The sequence below is a fragment of the Pseudomonas sp. PDM01 genome (genome assembly GCF_014852325.1).
GTDB classification, from domain to species: domain Bacteria; phylum Pseudomonadota; class Gammaproteobacteria; order Pseudomonadales; family Pseudomonadaceae; genus Aquipseudomonas; species Aquipseudomonas migulae.
Genome location: NZ_JACVBK010000004.1, coordinates 616,471 through 638,135, shown reverse-complemented (window position 1 = coordinate 638,135; position 21,665 = coordinate 616,471). Strand labels below are relative to the sequence as shown.

Here is a 21,665-nt window from a genome sequence, read left to right as displayed (position 1 = left end):
TCACTCTCGGGACGGGCTGTAGCTGTTTCTAAGGGAAAGAGTATCGATCAAGCGCGGGCGATCTTGAGCGAAGGGCGGTAGAATCAGCGCACTTTAGTTATCCACAAGTGGCCGACCTTTGCTAATCGAGTCCCGTCGCCGCGCTTATTTGACCGCCATGCAGGTGGTCAACTGGCTGCCGCGTACCGAATTGCCCTTTGCCGCGCCCTCGCGGCCCGAGCTGCTGGAAATGCCGGAGCCGTTGGTCGTCGCCCCGGTGGCGCTGGCTCCAGTGGCCGATGCGCCTGCGGAACCTGTGGTCAAACCGGCCGAACGGGTAAAAATCGAGGTGCCGCGGCCATCGTTGGCCAGCACGCGCACCAACGCCAAGGTCGAAGAAGAAGAGGCACCGGTCGCGGTCAAGGCGCCGGTCGTGCCGCCACCGCGTTTCGCCCTGCAATTGCTGCGCGCCGGTCGTTGCCTGCTGTTGGTGGAGTTACCCACAGGCGAAACCTTCCAGACCCGCGATCCCGCCTATCTGCTGCTCAAGGACATGCTGCGTGCCGCCGGTCTGCCGGACAGCCCGCAAATTGTCGGCGAACCGGTGCGCTGGCCATTGTTGGTTCGCGGCACCATGGATCAAGGCCCGGAAGCGGCTCGTGACTTCGTACAAGGTTTTCTCTCGGCTCGGCTGGAAGACGCACCGTGCGTCTGCGTGTGGCTGATCGGCCTGCCGGCGGTGCGTTTTGCCGGCGAGGCCAACGCCGAATCCTTCAATCGTGAACTTCAGGTCGAAGGCCTGGGCGCGGTCTGGGCCCTGCCGGGCCTGGAATTATTAATGGAAGAGCCACAGCGTAAGGCTGATGTCTGGCAAGCCATGCGTCGGCTGATGGCGCGCTGGAAAGAATCGAATGAGTGACGCTGTATCGTTTCGCCCGATGACCGAGGCGGACCTGGACGCTGTCCTGAAAATTGAATTCGCGGCGTACAGCCATCCCTGGACCCGCGGGATTTTTCTCGATGGGCTGGGCAAGTACCAGATCTGGCTGATGTTCGAAGGTTCACAGCAGGTCGGGCACGGAGTGGTGCAGATCATTCTGGATGAAGCGCACCTGCTGAACATTACCGTCAAACCGGAAAATCAGGGCCGTGGCCTGGGTTTGACGCTGCTGGAGCACCTGATGTCGATTGCCTACAAGGCTGAGGCGCGGGAATGTTTTCTGGAAGTGCGCGACAGCAATCGCTCGGCGTTCCGGTTGTATGAGCGGTATGGGTTTAACGAGATTGGCCGGCGTCGGGATTATTATCCGGCGGTGGGTGGGCGCGAAGATGCGGTGGTCATGGCCTGCACCCTGGTGGATTGAGCCTTAAAAGCTTCGCGGGCAAGCCTCGCTCCTACAGGGAATTGCATTGCAAACGTAGGAGCGAGCGGGCGGCGATCCGACTTGCCCGCGAAGGCGTCCTCATTGACACCCACGATCACCGATTCCCATCCAGCGGATCAAGCCGCGCCAGTTCTTCTTCATCCAACCCATTACCCCCGCCGATGTCATCTTCATCGACGATGCTCAAATCCCAATCGGCCCGGTAATCGTCACCGGCTTCATGCGCATCCCGCGCACCGTCTTCACGGATCAACGTTTCCGGGCTCATGTCATCATCGGTGGGTTCATGATCAGCGGTCGAGGCGCCGGTCATGCCGGCTTCACGCACGCGCGCACGCGGTATCAGTCGCTCGCGTTCCGTTTGCGTCAGTTCGTCGCCGATTTTCGCGCTGGGTTCTTCCTCCTCGAAATCCAGCTCCTGCAGCGAACCCATGCGGTCTTCGTTGTCGTCGATGGGCTCGGGTTGCGCCGCATCGTACGGACGTCGTGAATCATTCATGGTAATTCCTCATACTGTGAGCCTTACTACGGTAGACCCACTGGGCTGCCCGGAATTCCGCCGGCAGGGAACACCGGTAATATGCCTCATCGGCAATCTGCATCTTGCGCGTGACCCCGACGGGCGGTTGTCTGTCAAAGCAGCGCATCATTCTCGAGGCTTCATTGCATGAACGACTTACAAGATCTGATTGATAACAACGAGCGCTGGGCTGACGCGATCACCAAAGAAGATCCTGATTTCTTCGCCAAACTGGCGCGTCAGCAAACGCCGGAATTCCTCTGGATCGGCTGCTCCGACGCCCGCGTACCGGCGAACGAGATTGTCGGCATGCTGCCCGGTGACCTGTTCGTCCACCGCAACGTGGCCAACGTGGTGCTGCACACTGACCTCAACTGCCTGTCGGTGATTCAGTACGCGGTGGACGTGCTCAAGGTCAAACACATCCTCGTTACCGGCCACTATGGCTGCGGCGGTGTGCGTGCTTCGATGCAGGATCGCCAGTTCGGCTTGATCGATGGCTGGCTGCGGTCGATTCGTGACCTTTACTACGAAAAGCGCGAAGAACTCTCCAAACTGCCGACCGAAGAAGAGCGGGTCGACCGCCTCTGCGAACTCAACGTGATCCAGCAAGTGGCCAACGTCGGGCACACCAGCATTGTGCAAAACGCCTGGCACCGCGGGCAGAAACTGTCGATTCACGGCTGCATCTATGGCATCAAGGACGGTCGGTGGAAGAGTCTGAATGCCACCATCAGTGGTTTCGAGCAGTTGCCGCCGCAGTACCGCCTGCGTCCATTCGAGCCGCTGTAAAAGCCCCCGGCGTCATCGGCGCCAGTTCTGGAAGAACAACTGGCCATCGGCATTCGGCGATTCGTCGTAGCCGGTGATCCAGCCACGGCAGCAAGTACAACCACAGCGGCAGGCAAACTGCCGCTGCAGCCTGTCTTCCGTCGTGGCGAAATCCATCGTCAGCCGATCACCTTTTCTGATGTCCTTCAGCGCCCATAACCACAGTTCACTCATGTCGAGAAAGGCGTTGGGGTCGCAGGCGTGGTTAAGCAATCCGCAGAAGCGCGGATCATAGACATGAATGCCCGGCGCCATTTGCCGAGTGCGTCGGCAGCGATAGGGCAGCAAATGCCCGGAAATACGGCAGATTCGGCTGAGCCGAGGGAATTCGCGCAAAGCGGCGACAGCGATCGGCTCTCCCTGAGCATTGTTGATGATTTGAAAGTCTTCCGTGGTAGGGAATCCCAGTCGAGGGGGCAATTCCATAAACGGATAGATGCCATTGAATGGCGGTGAGGTGATTCCTTGCTCAGCGTGGGGTTTCATCACAATCCTTGTCGGCGGGGCGCTGCGACCTCCGTCAGCTGACATCCTGTCAGCCCTGCAGCACATGGGTACGCCTCAAGACTCTCGCAAAAAAAACCACCGGTCTACTGTCATAACTGACAGAGGAAAAGCGCGCGTTCCCACGTCAGCCAAGGCTCACGCAGGAACGCCGTTCAGTTTTTTACAGATGCGTAGCAGGCACTGCGGTCGCAGGCGTGGGGACCTTGAGCTGTTTGAGTTGAGCCTTGATCGGCGTCGTCGCGCATTTGGCCGTGGCTTGCCCAGGCGTCAGGTTACGGATCGAGGTGTAGAACAGTTCGCAGGTTTTAACTGCCTGGGCCACTTGCCAGGTCTGGGTGCAACTTCTCAGCTCAATGTCTGGATTGCTGTCGAGGTCGCGGCCCATTGCGGCCTGCCAGCATGCGGCACTCAAGTCCTGGCCCATGACTTTCAGGCCCGCTGCATCGGCCTGTGCCTGGGCATCTTTGCCGGTGTAGCTGTCCGGGTCGGCGGCGTACCAGATGTAGCTCGGGTGGTTGGAACCCAGCACCGGCACTTTCACCCCTTCTTTCGGACTGATGGTTGCCAGGCCCAGCACGTTTACGGTCGGCCCGTATTGCTGCTTGATCCAGTTACGCACCGGCGCACCGAACGCGACCATCGGCAACGCGGCACCGCTGGCGTTCTGGCTGACTTCCTTGACCATGGTGGTCTGGTAGTCCTTGAAGTAGTCGTAGACGCCTTCCAGATCCTTGCCGGCGTTGGACGGCGCGGCGATCGGCGCGATGTCGATGATGGTCTGGAAAGCCGGTGTCTGATCGGCAGGGATGCCGTTGATCGTCAGCAGCGTGGCCCAGCGATCGGTGGTCTTGGACTCCAGATAGTCCTGGGCCTGAGTCAGCGAGTAATCCGGCGGGAAGTGCAGCAGCTCGACACTTCTGCGGTTCTCCAGGGCCATGCCCAGCGGCAGGAACAAGTACCAGCTGTAAGCCCACTTGCCGTCGGCATTCAGCTTGCTGGCGCCGGTATAAGCCAGATCGCCGGCATCGAGCAGCGCTGCCAACGGCTTTTCATAGCCTTTGGGCACACCGGTGATTGCGGCATAGAGCTGATTGTTATCGGTTTTGACCTGCACCTTCGCATCGCTGTAACCATCACGCTGCACGCTCTGCGTCAGGTAATGCTCGACGGTTTGCTCCAGCGTCCAGTTGCGAAAGCAGATCACGTTGCAATTGTTGGGGTAAGCGAACAGCCGGGTGACGCGCTCGGTGCTGCCCAGCTTCAGATCGGCATCCGCCTGGGCGGCGGTGCTCAGGGTCAGGGCGGCAAGGGTGAGTGCTGCGAGTTTGAACATGCTCAGATCCTTTTCAGCGTGTGGGCCCTCGAGAACGGGCGAAGACATACTGAAACAGAAGAGGCCGAACGAGAAGTAGGGGCCGATAGAAATATCGGCCCCTTTTTGCATTACGGCATCACCGGCGCCGTATACGTCAGCGTCGTCCCCAGCGCCCACAGCAGAAACAGCACCAGCGGCGTGTGCACCAGCAGTTGCACGAACGAAAACCCGATCAAGTCCCGCGCCTTCAAACCCAGCACGCCCAGCAGCGGCAGCATGTAGAACGGGTTGATCAGGTTCGGCAGGGCTTCGGCGGCGTTGTAGATCTGCACGGCCCAGCCCAGGTGGTAGTTCAGGTCGGTGGCCACTTGCATCACGTACGGCGCTTCGATGATCCACTTGCCGCCGCCCGACGGGATGAAGAAGCCGAGGATCGCCGAGTACACGCCCATCAGCAGTGCGTAGGTGTCGTGGGACGCGATCTGTACGAAAAAGGTCGAGATGTGGTGCGCCAGAGTCTGCGCATCAGTGCCTTTGACCGTGGTCATCAGCGCGGCGATCGAGCCGTACAACGGGAACTGGATCAGCACGCCGGTGGTGGTCGGCACCGCGCGGGACACCGCATCGAGGAAACTGCGCGGGCGCCAGTGCAGCAAGGCACCGAGCATGATGAACAGGAAGTTGTAGGTGTTCAGCCCGGAAATCGCACTGATCGCCGGTTTGGTCGAGAACTCGTGGAACAGCCACCCGGCCGCCAGCAGCACCAGCAGAATCGTCAGCAGCGGGCTGTGCTCCAGCCATTCGCCGGGGCGAGTGCGCGGTTGCAGTGGTGGCAGGTTGAAGCTCGGGTCGATGCCGCAGGCTTTGGCATCGCGGGCCGAGTTCGGGCCAGGGGCGGTGGCGTAGGCAATGATCAGCGAGATCACGATCAGCGCCAGCAACATGACACCGGACTGCCAGAGAAAGATGGTTTGCGTGAACGGAATCACCCCGGTGATCGACAGAATCGACGGCGGCAAACTGGCCGGGTTGGCCTGCAACTGCGCGGCGGACGACGACAGGCCCAGGGCCCACACCGCGCCAAGGCCCAGGTAGGCGGCAGCACCGGCGGCGCGATAATCCATTTTCAGGTCGACGCGGCGGGCGAGGGCGCGCACCAGCAAGCCGCCGAACACCAGCGACAAGCCCCAGTTCAGCAGCGAAGCGACCATGGAAATCAGCGCCACCCACGCCACGGCGGAACGGCCGTTCTTGGGGATGCGCGCCAGACGGTCGATCAGCTTGACGGCGGGCGGCGAACTGGCGACTACATAACCGCCGATCACCACGAATGCCATCTGCATGGTGAACGGGATCAGGCTCCAGAACCCGTCACCGAAGGCCATCGCGGCATCGGTGGGTTTGGCGCCCATGAACAGGGTGGCCACGGCGACGATGATCACCGCCAGGGCAGCAAACACCCAGGAATCAGGAAACCAGCGTTCGGCAAAACTTGAACAGCGCAGGGCAAAACGGGCGGAGCGGGTATCTTCGATATCAGCAGCCACGGGAGTACCTCGAATTTTTATGATTGTTGTGGTCTTCAGGGCTGCAAAGGCCAAACGCCGTTTTTATTGTGGGAGCGAGCCTGCTCGCGATGGTCGTAAACGATGACGCGTATTTACTGATTAAACGCGGCGTTCTCGAGTCCATCGCGAGCAGGCTCGCTCCTACAGTTTTTGATCGGCACTGGCTGCAACGCCCGTCTGGACAGGCGCCAACAGTAAATCAATCGGTCAGGATTTGTGACGAAGTTTTACCGATACGGGACTATGGTCTAACGGGTTGTCCGCTGGCGCGTTTGCGTAGACCATGGGCGCCTTGGTTTTTTGCCCATGCCAGAGTTCTTTTGATGACTGCCCTTAACGATTCGCGCCCGGCACCGTTCAGCCGTTCGGACTACAAGACCCTCGGCCTTGCGGCCCTCGGCGGCGCGCTGGAAATCTACGATTTCATCATCTTCGTGTTTTTCGCCCTGACCCTCAGTCAGCTGTTCTTCCCGCCGGAAATGCCCGAATGGCTGCGCCTGCTGCAAAGTTTCGGGATTTTTGTCACCGGTTACCTGGCGCGACCGTTGGGCGGGATTCTGATGGCGCATTTCGCCGACCGGCTGGGGCGCAAGAAAGTCTTCAGCCTGAGCATTCTGATGATGGCGCTGCCGTGCCTGCTGATCGGCATCATGCCGACCTACGCCCAGATCGGTTATTTCGCACCCTTGCTGCTGTTGGTCCTGCGGGTACTGCAAGGCGCGGCGGTCGGCGGTGAAGTGCCGAGCGCCTGGGTGTTCGTCGCCGAGCACGCGCCGGCCGGGCATCGCGGTTATGCACTGGGTTTCCTTCAGGCCGGGTTGACCTTTGGCTACTTGATCGGCGCGCTGACAGCGACCTTTCTGGCACAGGCGTTCACCCCGGCGGAGATCCTCGATTTCGCATGGCGTTACCCGTTCCTGCTGGGTGGCGTATTTGGCGTGATTGGCGTCTGGCTGCGCCGCTGGCTCAATGAAACCCCGGTGTTCATGGCGATGCAGGCGAAGCGTGATGCCGCCGTCGAACTGCCACTGCGCACGGTTCTGCGTGAGCATCGCCTGGCCATTTTGCCGGCGATGATCCTCACCTGCGTGCTGACTTCAGCCGTGGTGGTGTTTGTGGTCATCACCCCGACCATGATGCAGAAAACCTTCGGCATGACCGCCAGCCACACCTTCGGCCTGAGCGCATTGGGCATCGTGTTCCTGAACATCGGCTGCGTGCTCGCCGGATTGCTCGTCGACCGTATCGGCGCCTGGCGCACCGTGATGCTGTACAGCCTGCTGCTGCCGCTGGGCATCGGCGTGCTTTATACCTGCCTGATCATCGGCGGCAACTGGATCGGCCTGGCGTATGCGATTGCCGGCCTGAGTTGTGGCGTGGTCGGCGCGGTGCCGTCGGTGATGGTCAGCCTCTTCCCGGCGCGGATTCGCGTCTCGGGGATTTCCTTCACGTACAACATTGCCTACGCCGCGTGGGCAAGTATCACGCCGCTGTTGCTGATCGGTCTGATGCCGTGGAGCCCTTGGATCTGCGTGATTTTCTGCGCGGTGATGGGCGCAGTGGGCGTGAGCAGCGCGCTGTATTTCGGCGCGCGTACGCCGAGCACAGGCAATTGCCCGGCGGCTGGCGCCATCTGATTGAAGGTGGCGCTGCGTCCAAGACAACTATTTTTGTAGGACAACCCTGAAACACTCTTCAGAAAACATCCCCAAGGCCGATGGCTAGGCTGCATGCCGCTTTCTATCTCTGTCCATCGGTGCTTTCCCATGTTCAACAAACGCTTGAAGCAAGAGTTGTCGGCTCTTCGCGAAGAACTCTCCAGCCTTCAGCAAGTGAAGGAAAGTCTGGAAAGCGAGATGCTGGTCCTGACCCTGGATCCCGACGGGCGGATTCAATCGGTCAATCAGAATTTTCTCAGCGAGATGCTCTACAAGAGCCACGACCTGATCGATCGTCCTATCGAAGACATCGTTCCTGTTCACGTGAAGTCCGACGAATTCCATCACCGCTTCAAGGCTGCGCTGACCCGAGGCGAGCACTTTGCCGGTGCGGTGCGCTTGTTGCGTGGCGATGGCCAAGAGGCCTGGTTGCGTTCGATTGTGCAGCCGGTGCGCTCCGGGGACGGGCGGATCAAGCATTTCTCGATTTACTCCAGTGACCTGACCCGCACCATCGAGGCATCCCGTGAACACGAGAACCTGATCGGCGCGCTGGTGCGCTCGACGGCGGTGATCGAGTTCGACCTCGCTGGCAACGTGTTGTCGGCCAACGACCGCTTCCTCAACGGCATGGGTTACAGCCTCGCGCAGATCAAAGGCAAACATCACCGTCTCTTCTGTGAAGCGCAGGAGCACACCAGTGCCGAGTATCAGGACTTCTGGCGTCGCCTGAATTCCGGGGAATTCGTGGCCGGCCGCTTCAAGCGCATCGACAGCCACGGGCGTACGGTCTGGCTGGAGGCGTCCTACAACCCGGTGGTCGACGCCAATAACAAACTCTACAAAGTGGTGAAGTTCGCCACGGTGATTACCGATCAGGTCAATCAGGAGCTGGCCGTCGCTGAAGCGGCGAACATTGCCTACGGCACCTCGCAGCAAACCGATCAAAGCGCCCAGCGCGGCACGGCCGTAGTGACGCAAGCGGTGAACGTGATGCGCGACCTGGCCAAGCACATGCAAACGGCCGGCGAGGGCATCGAGGCCTTGAACGAGCAGTCGCTGGTGATTGGCACCATCGTCAAAACCATCAGCGGCATCGCCGAACAGACCAACCTGCTGGCACTCAACGCGGCGATCGAAGCGGCCCGTGCCGGTGAGCAGGGTCGTGGTTTTGCCGTGGTCGCGGACGAGGTCCGGCAATTGGCTTCGCGCACCAGTCAGGCCACCGATGAAATTGTCCTGGTGGTGCGTCAGAACCAGGACATGGCGCGTAATGCGGTGTCGCTGATGACCGACGGCAAAACTCAGGCAGAGCAGGGGCTGGCGCTGGCGGCAGAGGCGGGCACGGTGATTGTCGAGATTCAGGACGGTGCGCAGAAAGTGGTGAACGCGGTCGGGCAGTTTGCCAACCAGCTAACGACTTGATGCCTGCGAACCGGGCGGATATCGCTACAATCGGCTCTTTTCCCAGGAGCAGATCCCATGAGCGCTTCCCATCGCCGTCCGGTTCCCTTGTCCAAGGCTTATCGCCTGCTCAACCATGGGCCGACCGTGCTGGTCAGTGCGGCCCATGACGGGCAGCGCAACATCATGGCGGCGGCCTGGGCCATGCCACTGGATTTCGAACCGCCGAAAATTGCCGTGGTGCTGGACAAGTCCACCTGGACCCGGCACCTGCTGGAAGCGTCGGGCACATTCGTGTTGAACGTACCCTGTGCTGCCCAGGCCGATATCGCGCAAACCGTCGGCTCGACCTCGGGCCTGGAGCTGACTCAAGGCCAGGGCCGGGACAAGTTCCAGACCTATGGCTTGCAGACCTTCAGCGGCGAGTTGATCGATGCGCCGATGCTCGAAGGTTGCGTGGCCTGGCTGGAATGCCGGTTGCTGCCGGAACCGAACAACCACCAACAATACGATCTGTTCCTGGCCGAAGTGATTGCGGCCCAGGCGGACGAGCGCGTGTTCAGCGACGGTCGCTGGCACTTCGAGGGGCACGATGCGTTACGCACCTTGCACCACGTGGCGGGCGGGCATTTCCTGACCATCGGTGATCCGGTGGACGGCAAAGCCTTGCAGCCGTAAGACTTCAGACCCAGAGGTCATTCTCCGCCGTGCGCTCGCCACCCTTGTCGCCGGTGTTCAACACGCCCCGGGGTTCGATCAGCAGGAGTTTCACCTCTTGCTCGGCGAACGGCTTGTGCTCGACGCCCTTGGACACCACGTACATTTCGCCGGCGTTCACCAGCACGTGGCCATCACGAAAATCGATGCGCAACTGGCCTTCGAGCACGATGAAGGCTTCGTCGGTATCGAGGTGGTCGTGCCAGATGAAATCCCCCAGCAGTTTCACCACCTTGAACTGGTAGTCGTTCATTTCGGCAATGACGCGCGGTGTCCAGTGCGAGTCGATTCGTGAGATTTTTTCGGCGAAGTTCAGGCTTTCGTAAGCTTTCATGAAGCAGCTCTCGTGGTTGATCGTAGAACCACGGTAACCAGCGCAACGGCGCGCTTCTTGTACGATTGTGCGTGGCTCAGCGCCGGTGCATTTTCATCCAGCGCGCCGGTGACAAGCCGTAGGTTTTGCTGAACTGGCGGGTCATGTGGCTCTGATCGGTGAAGCCGGCGATCAGCGCGGCACTGACCAGCGACTGGCCCTGAATCAGCAGCGAACGGACCAGGTCCAGGCGACGCATGGTCAGGTATCGATAAGGGCTGGTGCCGAACAACAGGCGAAAGTCCCGTGACAGGCTCCAACGATCCCGACCGCTGTGGTGCGCCAGTTCTTCCAGGGTCACGGTGCGATCCAGGGCGCTGTGCATGTACTCGCGCGCGCGTTCCGCTGCCACATAGTCGAAGCTTGGGCGCGTGGTGGTCACTCCGCCGACAGTGTTCAAGGCTTGCGCCAGATCGAACAGCGCGTCCTGTTCTTCCAGCGGTTCGAGCGGGCAATCGAGACTGCGCAGCAGCACTTGGGTGGCGGCGAACAGGCGTGGGTCGGTCGACAACCCGTTCTTGATGAACGGCAGCGGCTGACCGCCGAGCATCTGCTGGATCAGCGCCGGTTCGATGTACATCATTCGGTAGTGGAAACCGCTCTCGGTCCCGGCCTCGCCATCGTGGACTTCGTCCGGGTGCAGCACCATCGTCCCGCCGGGCAGGCTGTGGCGCCAGGCGCCGCGGTACTGGTAACTCTGCACGCCGGCCAGGGTGTGACCGATGGCGTAGGTGTCGTGGCGGTGCAAGTCGTAGCCGTGACCGGCAAAAAACGCTTCGAAACGCTGCAGGCCGGAAACGTCGGGCGCGCGGTGGAACCAGTCATTGCGAGGCGGGTGTCGAGCCATGGTGATCGTTATCTTGAGCTTGATGCAGAACACGTTAGCTCAGTGACCGGTCGTCTGTCTGCTGGCGGATGGAAGGTCTCGCGCGAGTAGAAAACCGAGTGCAAATGTTGCAATGTGTTGCGCATCCTCTGCAGCCAAGAAGGCGACCCCCATTATGGAAATATCCCACCTGAGCTACGCCGCTCCGTTGTTGTCGCTGGCGTTGTTGTGGACGGTTGCGGTGGTGACGCCGGGGCCGAACTTCTTCAACATCGCGCAATTGGCAGCCAGTCAATCCAAACGTCACGGCGTGGTGGCTGCGCTGGGCGTGGCCACCGGCACGGTGCTCTGGGGGCTGGCGGGCGGGTTGGGTATCAAGTCGCTGTTCAGCGCGGCGCCGACGCTTTACCTGAGCTTCAAGATTGCCGGTGGTTGTTACCTGATCTATCTCGGCTTGAAGCAGTTCAAGCGCAAACCGCCGGTTGCTGCGGGCGACAGCCGCTTGCTTGACGGCGCGGGGCGCACATTGTGGTCGGTGTATGGCCAGGGTTTTCTGGGCAACATGACCAACCCAAAATCCGCACTGTTCGTGGCGACGATCTTCGCGACCGCCATGCCCGCGACGGTGCCCCCGACATTGCTGGCGCTGGCCGTAATGACCATGGCGACGTTGTCGTTCAGTTGGTATTGCAGCGTGGCACTGGTTTTCTCCAGCCGTCGGATGGCGCGGGTGTACGACCGTTCGCGCCAATGGCTGGATCGCTTTGCCGGCAGTTGCTACCTGTTGTTCGGTGCGCATCTGGTGGCCAGTCGCTGAGGAGTTCTGAATGAGCAAACTGCGGGTAGGCATTATTTTTGGCGGCCGTTCGGCGGAGCACGAAGTGTCGCTGCAATCGGCGAAAAACATCGTCGACGCGCTGGATCGTTCGCGCTTCGATCCGGTGTTGATCGGTATCGACAAGCAGGGGCATTGGCACTTGAACGATCCGTCGAATTTCCTGCTCAACCAGGAAAACCCGGCGCTGATCGCCCTCAACCAATCCAACCGCGAACTCGCCGTGGTGCCGGGCAAAACCCGTCAGCAATTGGTGGAGACTTCCAGTCAGGAGCTGTTGGGCCACGTTGATGTGATCTTCCCGATCGTCCACGGCACGCTGGGTGAAGACGGTTGCCTGCAAGGGTTGCTGCGCATGGCCGATCTGCCGTTTGTCGGCTCCGATGTGCTGGGCTCGGCGGTGTGCATGGACAAGGACATCAGCAAACGCCTGCTGCGCGATGCCGGGTTGGCGGTGACGCCGTTCGTGACCCTGACCCGCGCAACCGCCAAGCGCACCGGGTTCGCCGAGGTCCGGGGCAAACTCGGGCTGCCGCTGTTCGTCAAACCGGCGAATCAGGGCTCTTCGGTGGGTGTGAGCAAGGTCAACGATGAGGCCGAGTACACGGCAGCGGTCGAACTGGCCCTCGGTTTCGATGAGAAAGTGCTGGTCGAATCCGCCGTCAGCGGTCGCGAGATCGAATGCGCGGTGCTCGGCAACGAAGACGCTATTGCCAGTGGCTGTGGCGAAATCGTCGTGCGCAGCGGGTTTTATTCCTACGACAGCAAGTACATCGACGCACAGGCCGCGCAAGTGGTGGTTCCGGCTGACATCAGCACCGAAGCCAGCGAACGCATTCGGGCCCTGGCCGTCGAGGCGTTTCAGGTGCTCGGCTGCTCCGGGCTGGCGCGGGTCGATGTGTTCCTGACGGACAGCGGTGAAGTACTGATCAACGAGATCAACTCGCTGCCCGGTTTCACCCGCATCAGCATGTACCCCAAGTTGTGGCAGGCCACGGGCATGACGTACAGCGAGCTGGTCAGTCGTCTGATCGAGCTGGCGTTGGAAAAGCACAGGGCGCGGCAGGTGTTGAAGATTTCTCGTTAGTTTGCGTGCGATTGTTCAGGCTCAGCCTCTCAAACGACGTATTTCCCTGTAGGAGCTGGCTTGCCAGCGAAGATCGTCAACGATAACGCGTGCTATCTGAATGACCGCGCTCTCCAGACGTTTTTCGCGAGCAAGCCCGCTCCTGCAACGGATTCAGGAGCATCCGGCTTTCAGTACTGCGCAGGACTCAATCCCCCAACGCTTCCCCCTCCCGACGCGGATCCGCGCCACCCGCCAGAGACGCTTTCCCCTGCGCATCCCTGACCCGGACAATCGCCTGCGTCCCGCTGGTCATGTCGATCTCGCTCACGTTGTGCCCCTTGTCCTTCAGCGCCTGAATCAGCTCGGCGCTGAACTGCCCGCGTTCCAGTTCGGTCGGGCCGTTGCGGCTGCCGAAGTTGGGCAGGTTGATGGCGGTTTGCGGGTCGAGGTTCCAGTCGAGCAGGCCCAGGGTAGATTTGGCCACGTACTCGATGATTTGCGAGCCGCCGGGAGAGCCGATGGTGGCGAGGAATTCACCGCTCTGGCGGTCGAAGATCAGGGTCGGCGCCATGGAGGAGCGCGGGCGTTTGCCGGGTTCGACGCGGTTGGCGACCTTTTGCCCGTTTTCTTCGGGGATGAACGAGAAGTCGGTCATCTGGTTGTTGAGCAGAAAGCCCTGGACCATCAGGTGTGAGCCGAACGCGGATTCGACCGTGGTGGTCATCGATACCGCACCACCCAGGTCATCGACCGCCACCACCTGAGAGGTGGAAATGCGCAGTGGCGAACGGTCCGGCGCGTAGGCGACCTGAATGCCCGGCGGGGTGCCGGGTTTGGCCGTGACCATGCTGCGATCACCGATCAGGGCGGCGCGGCTGGCCAGATAGGTCGGGTCCACCAGGCCTTTGACCGGGACGGGCACGAAGTCGCTGTCGGCGACGTACTGTGCACGGTCGGCGTAGGCGAGGCGCTCGGCTTCGGAGATCAGGTGCACGGCTTCAGGGGCCGGTTCGATGCCGGCGGGTTGGGTGCTTTTGACTGGCTTCAGTGGCGCCAGGGCATAACGCGGGTCGCGGGCTTCCAGCGCCTGCAATGTGCCGAGAATCTGCGCCACGGCGATCCCGCCCGACGACGGTGGCGGCATGCCGCAAACCTGCCAGCGTTTGTAATCGGTGCACAGCGGCGCGCGTTCCTTGGCGGTGTAACCGTTGAGGTCGTTCAGCGACAGCGTGCCGGGGTTGGCGTGGCCCTGAACCTTGGCGACGATTTCCTGCGCGATGGGGCCTTTGTACAGCGCATCGGGACCTTCCTTGGCGATGCGTTTGAATACGGCGGCCAGTGCCGGATTTTTCAGTGAGGTGCCGACGGCTTTCGGGCTGCCATCCGCATTCAGGAAGTACGCCATCATGTCCGGCGAGCGTTGCATGGACGAATCCGAAGCAATCAACTGATGCAGGCGCGGCGAGATGGCGAAGCCTTGTTCCGCGAGTTTGATCGCCGGCTCGAACAGCTGCGCCCAGGGCAGGCGACCGTGTTTTTGATGGGCCAGTTCCAGCGCCCGCAACACGCCCGGTGTGCCGACCGAACGACCGCCAATCTGCGCCTGAGTGAACGGCATTGGTTTGCCATCGGCCTGCAGGAACAGCTTCTCGGTGGCACCTGCCGGTGCGGTTTCGCGACCGTCGTACGTGCGCACGGCTTTGCCATCCCACAACACAATCAACGCGCCACCACCGATACCCGACGATTGCGGCTCGACCAGCGTCAGCACTGCTTGCATGGCGATGGCGGCATCAATCGCCGAACCGCCCTGACGCAGCATCGCCCGTCCGGCTTCGGCGGCGAGTGGGTTGGCTGCTGCTGCCATGTGTTTCGAGGCGTGGCGGGTTTGCAGGTCGGTGCGATAGCCCGAGGCGGTTTCCGGTGCGACCGGTAAGGTCGAGGAGGGCGGGGCGCTGCACGCCGCGAGGATTAATGCACTGGCAATCAGCGAAAGGGCTGACAGGCGATAGCGGCTCAAATGAAGGGTTGAGAACACGCGGGGCACTCCGTCCGTGGGAAAAGTTCAGGGGACTTTATCGGCCGACAGGAAGCGACGCAAACCACAGGACGTTTTGTCCTTCATCCATTGACGGATTTTCTGTAGGGTCGAGGGCAACAGGCAGGCCAGAAAACAAACAAGAGGCAGACATGCAGACCGACTTTCCCACCCAGCCCGGCTATCGCACCCAGCGTGAACAGTTTCTGGCCGCAGCGACCACGGCCGGCGCGACGCTGACTGAGTACCCGCACCCGCTCAAAGGGCCGTTCGGTGAGCCGTTGAGCACCGATGTGGCGGTGCTCGGAGATCCGGGCGCCAAACGCTTGCTGATCGCGTTGAGCGGCACTCACGGGGTCGAAGGTTTCTATGGTTCGGGCTGTCAGATCAAATGGATGCAGGAGTTGGGCAAGCGTTCACTGCCGGCTGATGTCGCCGTGGTGTTCGTTCATCTGATCAATCCCTGGGGCACGGCGTGGCTGCGCCGGGTCAACGAAGACAACATCGACCTGAACCGCAATCACCTGAACTTTGAACATCCACTGCCGGACAACCGGGCCTACGCCGCGCTACATGAAATCTATGCCTGCACTGAGTTGGCAGGCCCCGAGCGTGATCGCGCCGATGCGTTGCTCAACCAGCAGATCCACGATCACGGCTGGCCGGCGGTGATGTCGATTGTCGAGGGCGGCCAGCACAGTCATCCCGATGGTCTGTTCTATGGCGGGCGAGCACCGGCCTGGTCGAACCGTACGTTGCACCAGATCCTGCAAAAACATGTCGCCCACGCCGAGGTCGCGATGTGCTTTGACCTGCACACCGGCGCCGGGGAGTACGGCCATCCGATGTTGCTGACCATCACCGAGTCGGCTTACCCGGCGTTGCCCGAGGCGCAGGCTATTTACGGGCCATGGCTCTACACGCTGCTGACCGGTGCCGATACGCTGAGCGAAACCGGCGTGGCCGCGACGGCAACCGGCTACACCTCGCAGGCGCTGATCGATGCGTTGCCGCAGGTGCGCCTGATGCCCTTCGTGATTGAGTGCGGGACGTATCCGGGGGCCGAGGTTCATCGTCATCTGCGTGACGATCATTGGCTGCATCTGCACGGCAATCCCGGCGATGCCGTGGGGCGCGAGATCAAACTGAATCTGCTGGAACAGTTCTATCCTGCCGACAGCGACTGGCAGGCGATGGTCTGGTTGCGTACGTGGCAGATATGGGAGCGGGCGTTGTCGGCGCTGGCGGCAATGCGTTCCTGACAGGCGTTGTGGTCCGGTTCAGGTTTTGTGGAGCCTGTCAGGCCGCCATCGCCAGCAAGCCGGCTCCTACACGGACATGTGTCGTGCGCAAACTCTTCGGCCAACACAAAACCTGTAGGAGCTGGCTTGCCGGCGATGGCGTGCTCGCAGTCGATACAAGGCTCGAGGCCCTCATCGCCGGCGAGCCGGGCTCCTGCGGGTTTTGTGTTGGCCAAAGAATCCGTGCACTTTTCTCCGGGCATAAAAAAACGGCCTACCTTTCGGTAAGCCGTTTTTAGTACTTGGTGGCTACACAGGGACTTGAACCCCGGACCCCAGCATTATGAATGCTATGCTCTAACCAACTGAGCTATGTAGCCAAGTGGCGCGCATTATTCACCGGTAATGCAGATGCGTCAAGCGTAAATCTAAAATATTTCTCTACACTTTCAACCGCTTATCCTCCAGAGCCGAAAAACCGGACCGGGGGAGGGCGTCAACCGAGCTGGAATCTCCCGGTATTGGCACTCAGGGCCTTGCTGCCCTGGCTCAAGGTGTCCGCCGCCAGGTTCACCGCCCGCGCGCCTTCGAGCAAGCGGACAGCCGCCTGATCGACCTGCTGGATGTTGCCGCTGACTTCGTCGGCAGTGGTTGCTTGCTCGTCGACCGCCGTGGCAATTTGCGCCAACGTGTCGGTGACACTCTGCACGGCACTGGCGATTTCCCCCAGTCGTTCGCCGAGGCCAGTGACTGCTTGCGCATCGGATTGCGCCTGGCCACAGGCGGCTTCCATCAGGCTCACGGCTTCGTTCACCGTGCTGCGCAAACTGTCGACAGTGCCGGCGATCTGCGCAGTGGACGATTGGGTGCGCTGCGAGAGGCTGCGTACTTCATCGGCCACCACCGCAAAGCCACGGCCCTGTTCACCGGCACGCGCGGCCTCGATAGCGGCGTTGAGCGCCAACAGGTTGGTCTGCTCGGCGACACCGCGAATGGTGTCGACCACCAACTGAATCTGCTGCCCTTGTTCGCTGACCCGTCCGAGTGCGGCCGCCGTGTCGTTCAAACGCTGGTTGAGCTGCTGGATGCTCGCCGTTGTGCGCTGGCTGTCACGGCTGCTGTCGGCAGCAATGCGCTGGGTATGCTGAGCGCTGCCGGAGGCCTGTTCGCAACTCTGGGCAACCCCTTGGGAAGTGGCGGCCAATTGCGTTGCCGCTGCCGCAATCTGGCTGATCTGCAATTGCTGCGCTTCAACCTCGCCCAAGGCACCACTGGAATGGTGATTGAGCGTGCGCACCGCGTTACTCAGCTGCAAGGTTTCGTGATCGACCCCCAACAGACTATTGCGCAGTTGCACCACCGCAACGTTGAGCGCGGTGCTGATCGCCGCCAGTTCGTCGCGGCCTTCAACCGGCACTTGCAGGCTCAGATTGCCGTCGCGCAAGGCTTCGGCCAGCAGCGTGATGCCGCTGGCGCTGCGGCGGATCGAAGCCTGCAAGCAGATGAACAGGTACAACGCGGCCAGCAGCAGGCAACCAAAGATCACGGCCACCAGAATGAACTGGCGGATCGCCGAGCCATGGTAGTAATCCAGACGCTGATCCAGCGAGACCAACGACTGCTGACGCAGCGAGGCGAGGTCGGTGAGCAGGCTGTCCAGGCTGCGTTCGAACTCCTCGGGTTTGAGTTTGATGCTGCCGCCAAACACGCCGTCATCGAGGACTTTCAGCTCGGCGTCGAGGTGTTTGAGGTTGTCATGGTATTGCCCGGCCCACGCCTGCAAGGCACTGGGCAGGCGCGCTTCCAGCAGGCCTGCGGTTTTGACAAGCTGCTCGCGGGCGTCGCCGATGCGGCTACGCAGGTCGCGCAATTGCAGGCGGCTTTGCAGGGTGAATTGCCCCGACACCACCGACGCCTGACCGACGCTGGCCAGACGGCCGACGCGCTCGATCAGGTCCGGCGCGTGTTGCGTCGAGATCTGCGTCAGCAGGTAGGTTTCCAGCCACGGCGCGAGGGTCAGGCGATTGTCCATGGCGATCTGCTCGCGCAGGGCCTGCAGGGCACTCAAGGCGTTGGTGAAACGGTCGTAACCGTCCGGCCACCAGCCGACGCTGCTCAGGCTTTTCGAATCGAGGCCGTTGAGCGCGGTTTGCAGCGCTTGGTAGCGAGTGAGGGTTTCGCCCTCGGCGCCTTCGGTTTGCAACGCGTTGCCAAGGTCCGTGGTGGCTTGCGCGACCGCCGGCTGAACGGCATCGAACGCCGCCATCGCGGCGAGGGTGGCCGGTGTCGGTTGGCGATTGGTCTCGGTGGCACGCCAGCGCGCGGCGCGGTCACGCTGGGCGGCGAGCAGGTTATCCAGCGCATCCAGCGCGAGCAGCTGCCTAACCCCGGCACGTTCGCCGGAAATCAGGTTCAGTTTGGCGCGATAGTCCTGGCCGATCATCAGCAGGCTACCCGCCAGTGGCAGGATAAACAGCAGAAACAACAACTGAAATTTACGGGCGAAGCCGAAACGCCCCAGCAACCCGATCCCCGGAGATAAAAAAGCCTGCATGCCCCATGACTCCTCTGGACACCACGCACCAATGGCGTGCGTCGAAGTCGTTGCGACCGCGACTCGTGTCCTTTTTAAAGGCCTCGAAAGTTCACCCTCGCCAGCTCTGTAGGCCGACTCTGTAGCGAAACTTCCCATTCTCGGTGCCCTTTGTAAGGGCGCCGCGTTGAAGCGGATAACAAGGCAAGATTCAGACCATGGCGTTGCGCTATTACTTGCGGAAATTAGTTCGTTAGCTGGCTAAGGGGATGGCGCTGCTGCCCTGAAAAATGGCACATTGACGCACCTGCCCGTGTGCACCCATCTGTTGTACGGAAACTCCCATGGCTATCAGCAATGCCCAGACCGGCGCGACGCCGGCATCCGCGACGTCACAAAGCAGCCCTCTGGTCATGCGCATCATCGGTGCCGTGGCGCTGGCGCATTTGATCAACGACCTGATTCAGTCGGTGCTGCCGTCGATCTACCCGATGCTCAAGGCCAACTACGGCCTGACCTTCACCCAGGTCGGCCTGATCACCCTGACCTTTCAACTGACGGCCTCGCTGTTACAACCGTGGGTCGGTTACCACACCGATCGTCATCCCAAACCCTGGCTGCTTCCGGCCGGTACGGTGTGTACGTTGATTGGTATTTTGATGATGTCGGTGGTCGGCAGCTTTCCGATGATCCTGCTGGCGGCAGGGCTGATCGGTATTGGTTCCTCGACCTTTCACCCGGAAGCCTCCCGTGTGGCGCGACTGGCTTCGGGCGGGCGCTTCGGTCTGGCGCAATCGACTTTTCAGGTAGGCGGTAACGCGGGTTCGGCCTTTGGCCCATTGCTGGCGGCGGCGATCATCATTCCGTTCGGCCAGGGCCATGTGGCGTGGTTCGGCTTGTTCGCGTTGTTTGCGCTGTTCGTGCTCTACCGGATCAGCCGTTGGTACGCCAATCACTTGAACCTGTTCAAGCTCAAGCAAGGTCAGGCGGCCACTCATGGCTTGTCGAAGGGCAGGGTCACCAGTGCGTTGGTGGTGCTTGGGCTGCTGGTGTTCTCCAAGTATTTCTACATGGCCAGTCTGACCAGTTACTTCACCTTTTACCTGATCGAGAAATTCGACCTCTCGGTGGCCAGTTCGCAGCTGCATTTGTTCCTGTTTCTGGGGGCGGTGGCGGCGGGGACTTTCTTCGGCGGGCCGATTGGCGACAAGATCGGGCGTAAGGCGGTGATCTGGTTTTCGATCCTTGGGGTTGCGCCGTTCACCCTGATCCTGCCGCATGTTGATTTGTTCTGGACCAGCATTCTGAGCGTGGTGATTGGCTTCATCCTGGCCTCGGCATTCTCGGCCATTGTGGTTTATGCACAGGAATTGGTGCCGGGTAATGTCGGGATGATTGCCGGGGTGTTCTTCGGGCTGATGTTCGGTTTCGGCGGGATTGGCGCGGCGTTGCTGGGGCATCTGGCGGACGTGCACGGCATCGAATACGTGTACTTCCTGTGCTCGTTCCTGCCGTTGTTGGGCGTGTTGGCGATCTTCCTGCCAAGAACCAAAAAGGCCTGATCTACACATTTCTTCTGTAGGAGCCGGCTTGCTGGCGATGAACGATCACGCGGACTGGCTGGTTAACCGCGGTGTCTGGATCGTCGGAACGCCGCCCGCAGCAAGCCGGCTCCTACAGGATTGCGGTGAACGGGATTTCAGGCACAAAAAAGCCGCGTATCAAACGCGGCTTTTTCTTGGGCGGGTGTTTTTACACGTTGAAGCGGAAGTGCATCACGTCGCCGTCTTTAACGATGTAGTCCTTGCCTTCCAGACGCCATTTACCGGCTTCTTTGGTGCCGGCTTCGCCCTTGTACTGGATGAAGTCGTCGTAGGCGATGACTTCGGCGCGGATGAAGCCTTTTTCGAAGTCGGTGTGGATCACGCCAGCGGCTTGCGGTGCGGTGGCACCAACGCGGACGGTCCAGGCGCGGACTTCTTCGACACCGGCGGTGAAGTAGGTCTGCAGGTGCAGCATTTCGTAGCCGGCGCGGATCACGCGGTTCAGGCCAGGCTCTTCGAGGCCAAGGGCTTCGAGGAACATGTCTTTCTCTTCGCCGTCATCCAGCTCGGCGATTTCCGCTTCGATCTTGTTGCACACCGGAACAACCACGGCGCCTTCTTCTTCGGCGATGGCGCGGACCACGTCCAGGTGCGGGTTGTTTTCGAAACCGTCTTCAGCGACGTTAGCGATGTACATGACCGGTTTGGTGGTCAGCAGGTGGAAGCCCTTGATCACTGCTTTCTCATCGGTGCCCATGTTCTTCATCAGGCTGCGCGCTGGCTTGCCTTCGGTGAAGTGAGCGATCAGTTGCTCCAGCAGGCCTTTCTGGACCACTGCGTCCTTGTCACCGCCCTTGGCGTTGCGTGCGACTTTCTGCAGTTGCTTCTCGCAGCTGTCGAGGTCGGCGAAGATCAGTTCCAGGTCAATGATTTCGATGTCGCGTTTCGGGTCGACGCTGTTGGAGACGTGAATCACGTTCTCGTCTTCGAAGCAGCGGACTACGTGGGCGATGGCATCGGTTTCACGGATGTTGGCCAGGAACTTGTTGCCCAGGCCTTCACCTTTCGAGGCGCCGGCAACGAGGCCCGCGATGTCGACGAATTCCATGGTGGTCGGCAGGATGCGCTTTGGTTTGACGATGGCCGCCAAGGCGTCCAGACGCGGATCCGGCATCGGCACGATACCGCTGTTCGGCTCGATGGTGCAGAAGGGGAAGTTCTCGGCCGCGATCCCGGATTTGGTCAGGGCGTTGAACAGGGTGGACTTACCGACGTTAGGCAGGCCGACGATGCCGCAATTGAATCCCATGGTGTTTTCCCCG

General features: G+C 60.9%; 19 protein-coding genes, 1 tRNA gene and 1 pseudogene. 11 read left to right on the top strand and 10 right to left on the bottom strand.

Translation table 11 applies throughout. From position 1 onward, the window contains the following. Positions 1 to 157: 157 nt before the first annotated feature. Both IB246_RS13665 and rimI read left to right on the top strand, forming a co-directional pair. A complete protein-coding gene (locus IB246_RS13665; protein ID WP_008037180.1) occupies positions 158 to 898 on the top strand; it encodes a hypothetical protein in 741 nt (246 codons plus the stop codon). Beyond that, positions 891 to 1,343, top strand: coding sequence for a ribosomal protein S18-alanine N-acetyltransferase (gene rimI, locus IB246_RS13660; protein ID WP_008025817.1), 453 nt, complete (start codon positions 891 to 893; stop codon positions 1,341 to 1,343). Before IB246_RS13665 ends, rimI begins: the two co-directional genes overlap by 8 nt. 115 nt (positions 1,344 to 1,458) lie before the next feature. On the opposite strand, the gene IB246_RS13655 is transcribed toward rimI, so the two are convergent. Continuing rightward, on the bottom strand, positions 1,459 to 1,863 hold the full coding sequence (locus IB246_RS13655) for a hypothetical protein (protein WP_008037181.1): 405 nt from the start codon (positions 1,861 to 1,863) through the stop codon (positions 1,459 to 1,461). Between the two features lie 168 nt (positions 1,864 to 2,031). On the opposite strand from IB246_RS13655, the gene can reads away from it, so the two are divergent. Then, complete coding sequence (gene can / locus IB246_RS13650) at positions 2,032 to 2,676, top strand: carbonate dehydratase (protein WP_008025819.1); 645 nt, start codon at positions 2,032 to 2,034, stop codon at positions 2,674 to 2,676. Positions 2,677 to 2,688: 12 nt separating this feature from the next. Here can and IB246_RS13645 read toward each other — a convergent pair whose 3' ends face one another. From IB246_RS13645 to IB246_RS13635, 3 genes are all read right to left on the bottom strand, one after another. Next, positions 2,689 to 3,201 carry an SET domain-containing protein-lysine N-methyltransferase gene (locus tag IB246_RS13645; protein ID WP_032832343.1) on the bottom strand — a complete coding sequence of 171 codons (513 nt, stop codon included), beginning with the start codon at positions 3,199 to 3,201 and terminating at the stop codon, positions 2,689 to 2,691. A gap of 181 nt (positions 3,202 to 3,382) precedes the next feature. Next, positions 3,383 to 4,555 carry a hypothetical protein gene (locus tag IB246_RS13640; RefSeq protein ID WP_032832344.1) on the bottom strand — a complete coding sequence of 391 codons (1,173 nt, stop codon included), beginning with the start codon at positions 4,553 to 4,555 and terminating at the stop codon, positions 3,383 to 3,385. Positions 4,556 to 4,665: 110 nt separating this feature from the next. Beyond that, positions 4,666 to 6,084, bottom strand: coding sequence for a short-chain fatty acid transporter (locus tag IB246_RS13635; RefSeq protein ID WP_008037184.1), 1,419 nt, complete (start codon positions 6,082 to 6,084; stop codon positions 4,666 to 4,668). A gap of 344 nt (positions 6,085 to 6,428) precedes the next feature. Between IB246_RS13635 and IB246_RS13630 the strand changes: the two genes are divergently transcribed. The 4 genes and pseudogenes from IB246_RS13630 to IB246_RS13620 all read left to right on the top strand — a co-directional run bounded on the left by IB246_RS13630 (position 6,429) and on the right by IB246_RS13620 (position 9,845). Next, a complete protein-coding gene (locus tag IB246_RS13630) occupies positions 6,429 to 7,742 on the top strand; it encodes an MFS transporter (protein ID WP_008037185.1) in 1,314 nt (437 codons plus the stop codon). 93 nt (positions 7,743 to 7,835) lie between these two features. Next, positions 7,836 to 8,594, top strand: a pseudogene (locus IB246_RS29090) (PAS domain-containing protein); the annotation flags it as partial. After that, positions 8,580 to 9,188 (top strand): methyl-accepting chemotaxis protein, encoded by a 609-nt coding sequence (locus IB246_RS29085; protein WP_411736705.1) that lies wholly within the window; start codon positions 8,580 to 8,582, stop codon positions 9,186 to 9,188. The pseudogene IB246_RS29090 and the gene IB246_RS29085, both read left to right, overlap by 15 nt. A 57-nt stretch (positions 9,189 to 9,245) precedes the next feature. Continuing rightward, entirely contained in the window at positions 9,246 to 9,845 is a 600-nt protein-coding gene (locus tag IB246_RS13620; RefSeq protein ID WP_008025833.1) for a flavin reductase family protein, read from the top strand. Positions 9,846 to 9,849: 4 nt separating this feature from the next. On the opposite strand, the gene IB246_RS13615 is transcribed toward IB246_RS13620, so the two are convergent. Then, positions 9,850 to 10,218 carry a cupin domain-containing protein gene (locus tag IB246_RS13615; protein ID WP_008037195.1) on the bottom strand — a complete coding sequence of 123 codons (369 nt, stop codon included), beginning with the start codon at positions 10,216 to 10,218 and terminating at the stop codon, positions 9,850 to 9,852. A gap of 76 nt (positions 10,219 to 10,294) precedes the next feature. After that, positions 10,295 to 11,104, bottom strand: a complete 810-nt coding sequence (locus tag IB246_RS13610; RefSeq protein WP_032832348.1) for an AraC family transcriptional regulator — start codon at positions 11,102 to 11,104, stop codon at positions 10,295 to 10,297. A 154-nt stretch (positions 11,105 to 11,258) separates the two neighbouring features. On the opposite strand from IB246_RS13610, the gene IB246_RS13605 reads away from it, so the two are divergent. Both IB246_RS13605 and ddlA read left to right on the top strand, forming a co-directional pair. Further along, positions 11,259 to 11,900 carry a LysE family translocator gene (locus IB246_RS13605; protein ID WP_008037197.1) on the top strand — a complete coding sequence of 214 codons (642 nt, stop codon included), beginning with the start codon at positions 11,259 to 11,261 and terminating at the stop codon, positions 11,898 to 11,900. A gap of 10 nt (positions 11,901 to 11,910) precedes the next feature. After that, complete coding sequence (gene ddlA / locus IB246_RS13600) at positions 11,911 to 13,005, top strand: D-alanine--D-alanine ligase (protein WP_008037198.1); 1,095 nt, start codon at positions 11,911 to 11,913, stop codon at positions 13,003 to 13,005. Between the two features lie 187 nt (positions 13,006 to 13,192). Here ddlA and ggt read toward each other — a convergent pair whose 3' ends face one another. After that, positions 13,193 to 15,025 carry a gamma-glutamyltransferase gene (gene ggt, locus IB246_RS13595; protein ID WP_008037199.1) on the bottom strand — a complete coding sequence of 611 codons (1,833 nt, stop codon included), beginning with the start codon at positions 15,023 to 15,025 and terminating at the stop codon, positions 13,193 to 13,195. 152 nt (positions 15,026 to 15,177) lie between these two features. Between ggt and IB246_RS13590 the strand changes: the two genes are divergently transcribed. After that, entirely contained in the window at positions 15,178 to 16,287 is a 1,110-nt protein-coding gene (locus tag IB246_RS13590) for a DUF2817 domain-containing protein (protein ID WP_008037200.1), read from the top strand. A gap of 282 nt (positions 16,288 to 16,569) precedes the next feature. Here IB246_RS13590 and IB246_RS13585 read toward each other — a convergent pair. Together IB246_RS13585 and IB246_RS13580 are read right to left on the bottom strand one after the other, a co-directional pair. Further along, positions 16,570 to 16,646 (bottom strand) — tRNA-Met (locus IB246_RS13585). A gap of 116 nt (positions 16,647 to 16,762) precedes the next feature. Next, positions 16,763 to 18,820 (bottom strand): methyl-accepting chemotaxis protein, encoded by a 2,058-nt coding sequence (locus tag IB246_RS13580; protein WP_008037202.1) that lies wholly within the window; start codon positions 18,818 to 18,820, stop codon positions 16,763 to 16,765. 323 nt (positions 18,821 to 19,143) lie between these two features. Here IB246_RS13580 and IB246_RS13575 point away from each other — a divergent pair, with 323 nt between their 5' ends. Beyond that, a complete protein-coding gene (locus IB246_RS13575) occupies positions 19,144 to 20,361 on the top strand; it encodes an MFS transporter (RefSeq protein WP_008037203.1) in 1,218 nt (405 codons plus the stop codon). A gap of 190 nt (positions 20,362 to 20,551) precedes the next feature. Here IB246_RS13575 and ychF read toward each other — a convergent pair whose 3' ends face one another. Further along, complete coding sequence (ychF, locus tag IB246_RS13570; protein ID WP_008025847.1) at positions 20,552 to 21,652, bottom strand: redox-regulated ATPase YchF; 1,101 nt, start codon at positions 21,650 to 21,652, stop codon at positions 20,552 to 20,554. Positions 21,653 to 21,665 lie beyond the last annotated feature (13 nt).

Excerpts from the sequence above, each read along its gene's own strand:
- ychF (WP_008025847.1), bottom strand. The coding sequence starts at position 21,652 with ATGGGATTCAATTGCGGCATCGTCGGCCTGCCTAACGTCGGTAAGTCC.
- rimI (WP_008025817.1), top strand. The coding sequence starts at position 891 with ATGAGTGACGCTGTATCGTTTCGCCCGATGACCGAGGCGGACCTGGAC.
- IB246_RS13665 (WP_008037180.1), top strand. The coding sequence starts at position 158 with ATGCAGGTGGTCAACTGGCTGCCGCGTACCGAATTGCCCTTTGCCGCG.
- IB246_RS13640 (WP_032832344.1), bottom strand. The coding sequence starts at position 4,555 with ATGTTCAAACTCGCAGCACTCACCCTTGCCGCCCTGACCCTGAGCACC.
- IB246_RS13645 (WP_032832343.1), bottom strand. The coding sequence starts at position 3,201 with ATGAAACCCCACGCTGAGCAAGGAATCACCTCACCGCCATTCAATGGC.
- IB246_RS13590 (WP_008037200.1), top strand. The coding sequence starts at position 15,178 with ATGCAGACCGACTTTCCCACCCAGCCCGGCTATCGCACCCAGCGTGAA.
- can (WP_008025819.1), top strand. The coding sequence starts at position 2,032 with ATGAACGACTTACAAGATCTGATTGATAACAACGAGCGCTGGGCTGAC.
- IB246_RS13615 (WP_008037195.1), bottom strand. The coding sequence starts at position 10,218 with ATGAAAGCTTACGAAAGCCTGAACTTCGCCGAAAAAATCTCACGAATC.
- IB246_RS13620 (WP_008025833.1), top strand. The coding sequence starts at position 9,246 with ATGAGCGCTTCCCATCGCCGTCCGGTTCCCTTGTCCAAGGCTTATCGC.
- IB246_RS13630 (WP_008037185.1), top strand. The coding sequence starts at position 6,429 with ATGACTGCCCTTAACGATTCGCGCCCGGCACCGTTCAGCCGTTCGGAC.
- IB246_RS13610 (WP_032832348.1), bottom strand. The coding sequence starts at position 11,104 with ATGGCTCGACACCCGCCTCGCAATGACTGGTTCCACCGCGCGCCCGAC.
- IB246_RS13575 (WP_008037203.1), top strand. The coding sequence starts at position 19,144 with ATGGCTATCAGCAATGCCCAGACCGGCGCGACGCCGGCATCCGCGACG.
- IB246_RS13655 (WP_008037181.1), bottom strand. The coding sequence starts at position 1,863 with ATGAATGATTCACGACGTCCGTACGATGCGGCGCAACCCGAGCCCATC.
- ddlA (WP_008037198.1), top strand. The coding sequence starts at position 11,911 with ATGAGCAAACTGCGGGTAGGCATTATTTTTGGCGGCCGTTCGGCGGAG.
- IB246_RS13605 (WP_008037197.1), top strand. The coding sequence starts at position 11,259 with ATGGAAATATCCCACCTGAGCTACGCCGCTCCGTTGTTGTCGCTGGCG.
- IB246_RS13580 (WP_008037202.1), bottom strand. The coding sequence starts at position 18,820 with ATGCAGGCTTTTTTATCTCCGGGGATCGGGTTGCTGGGGCGTTTCGGC.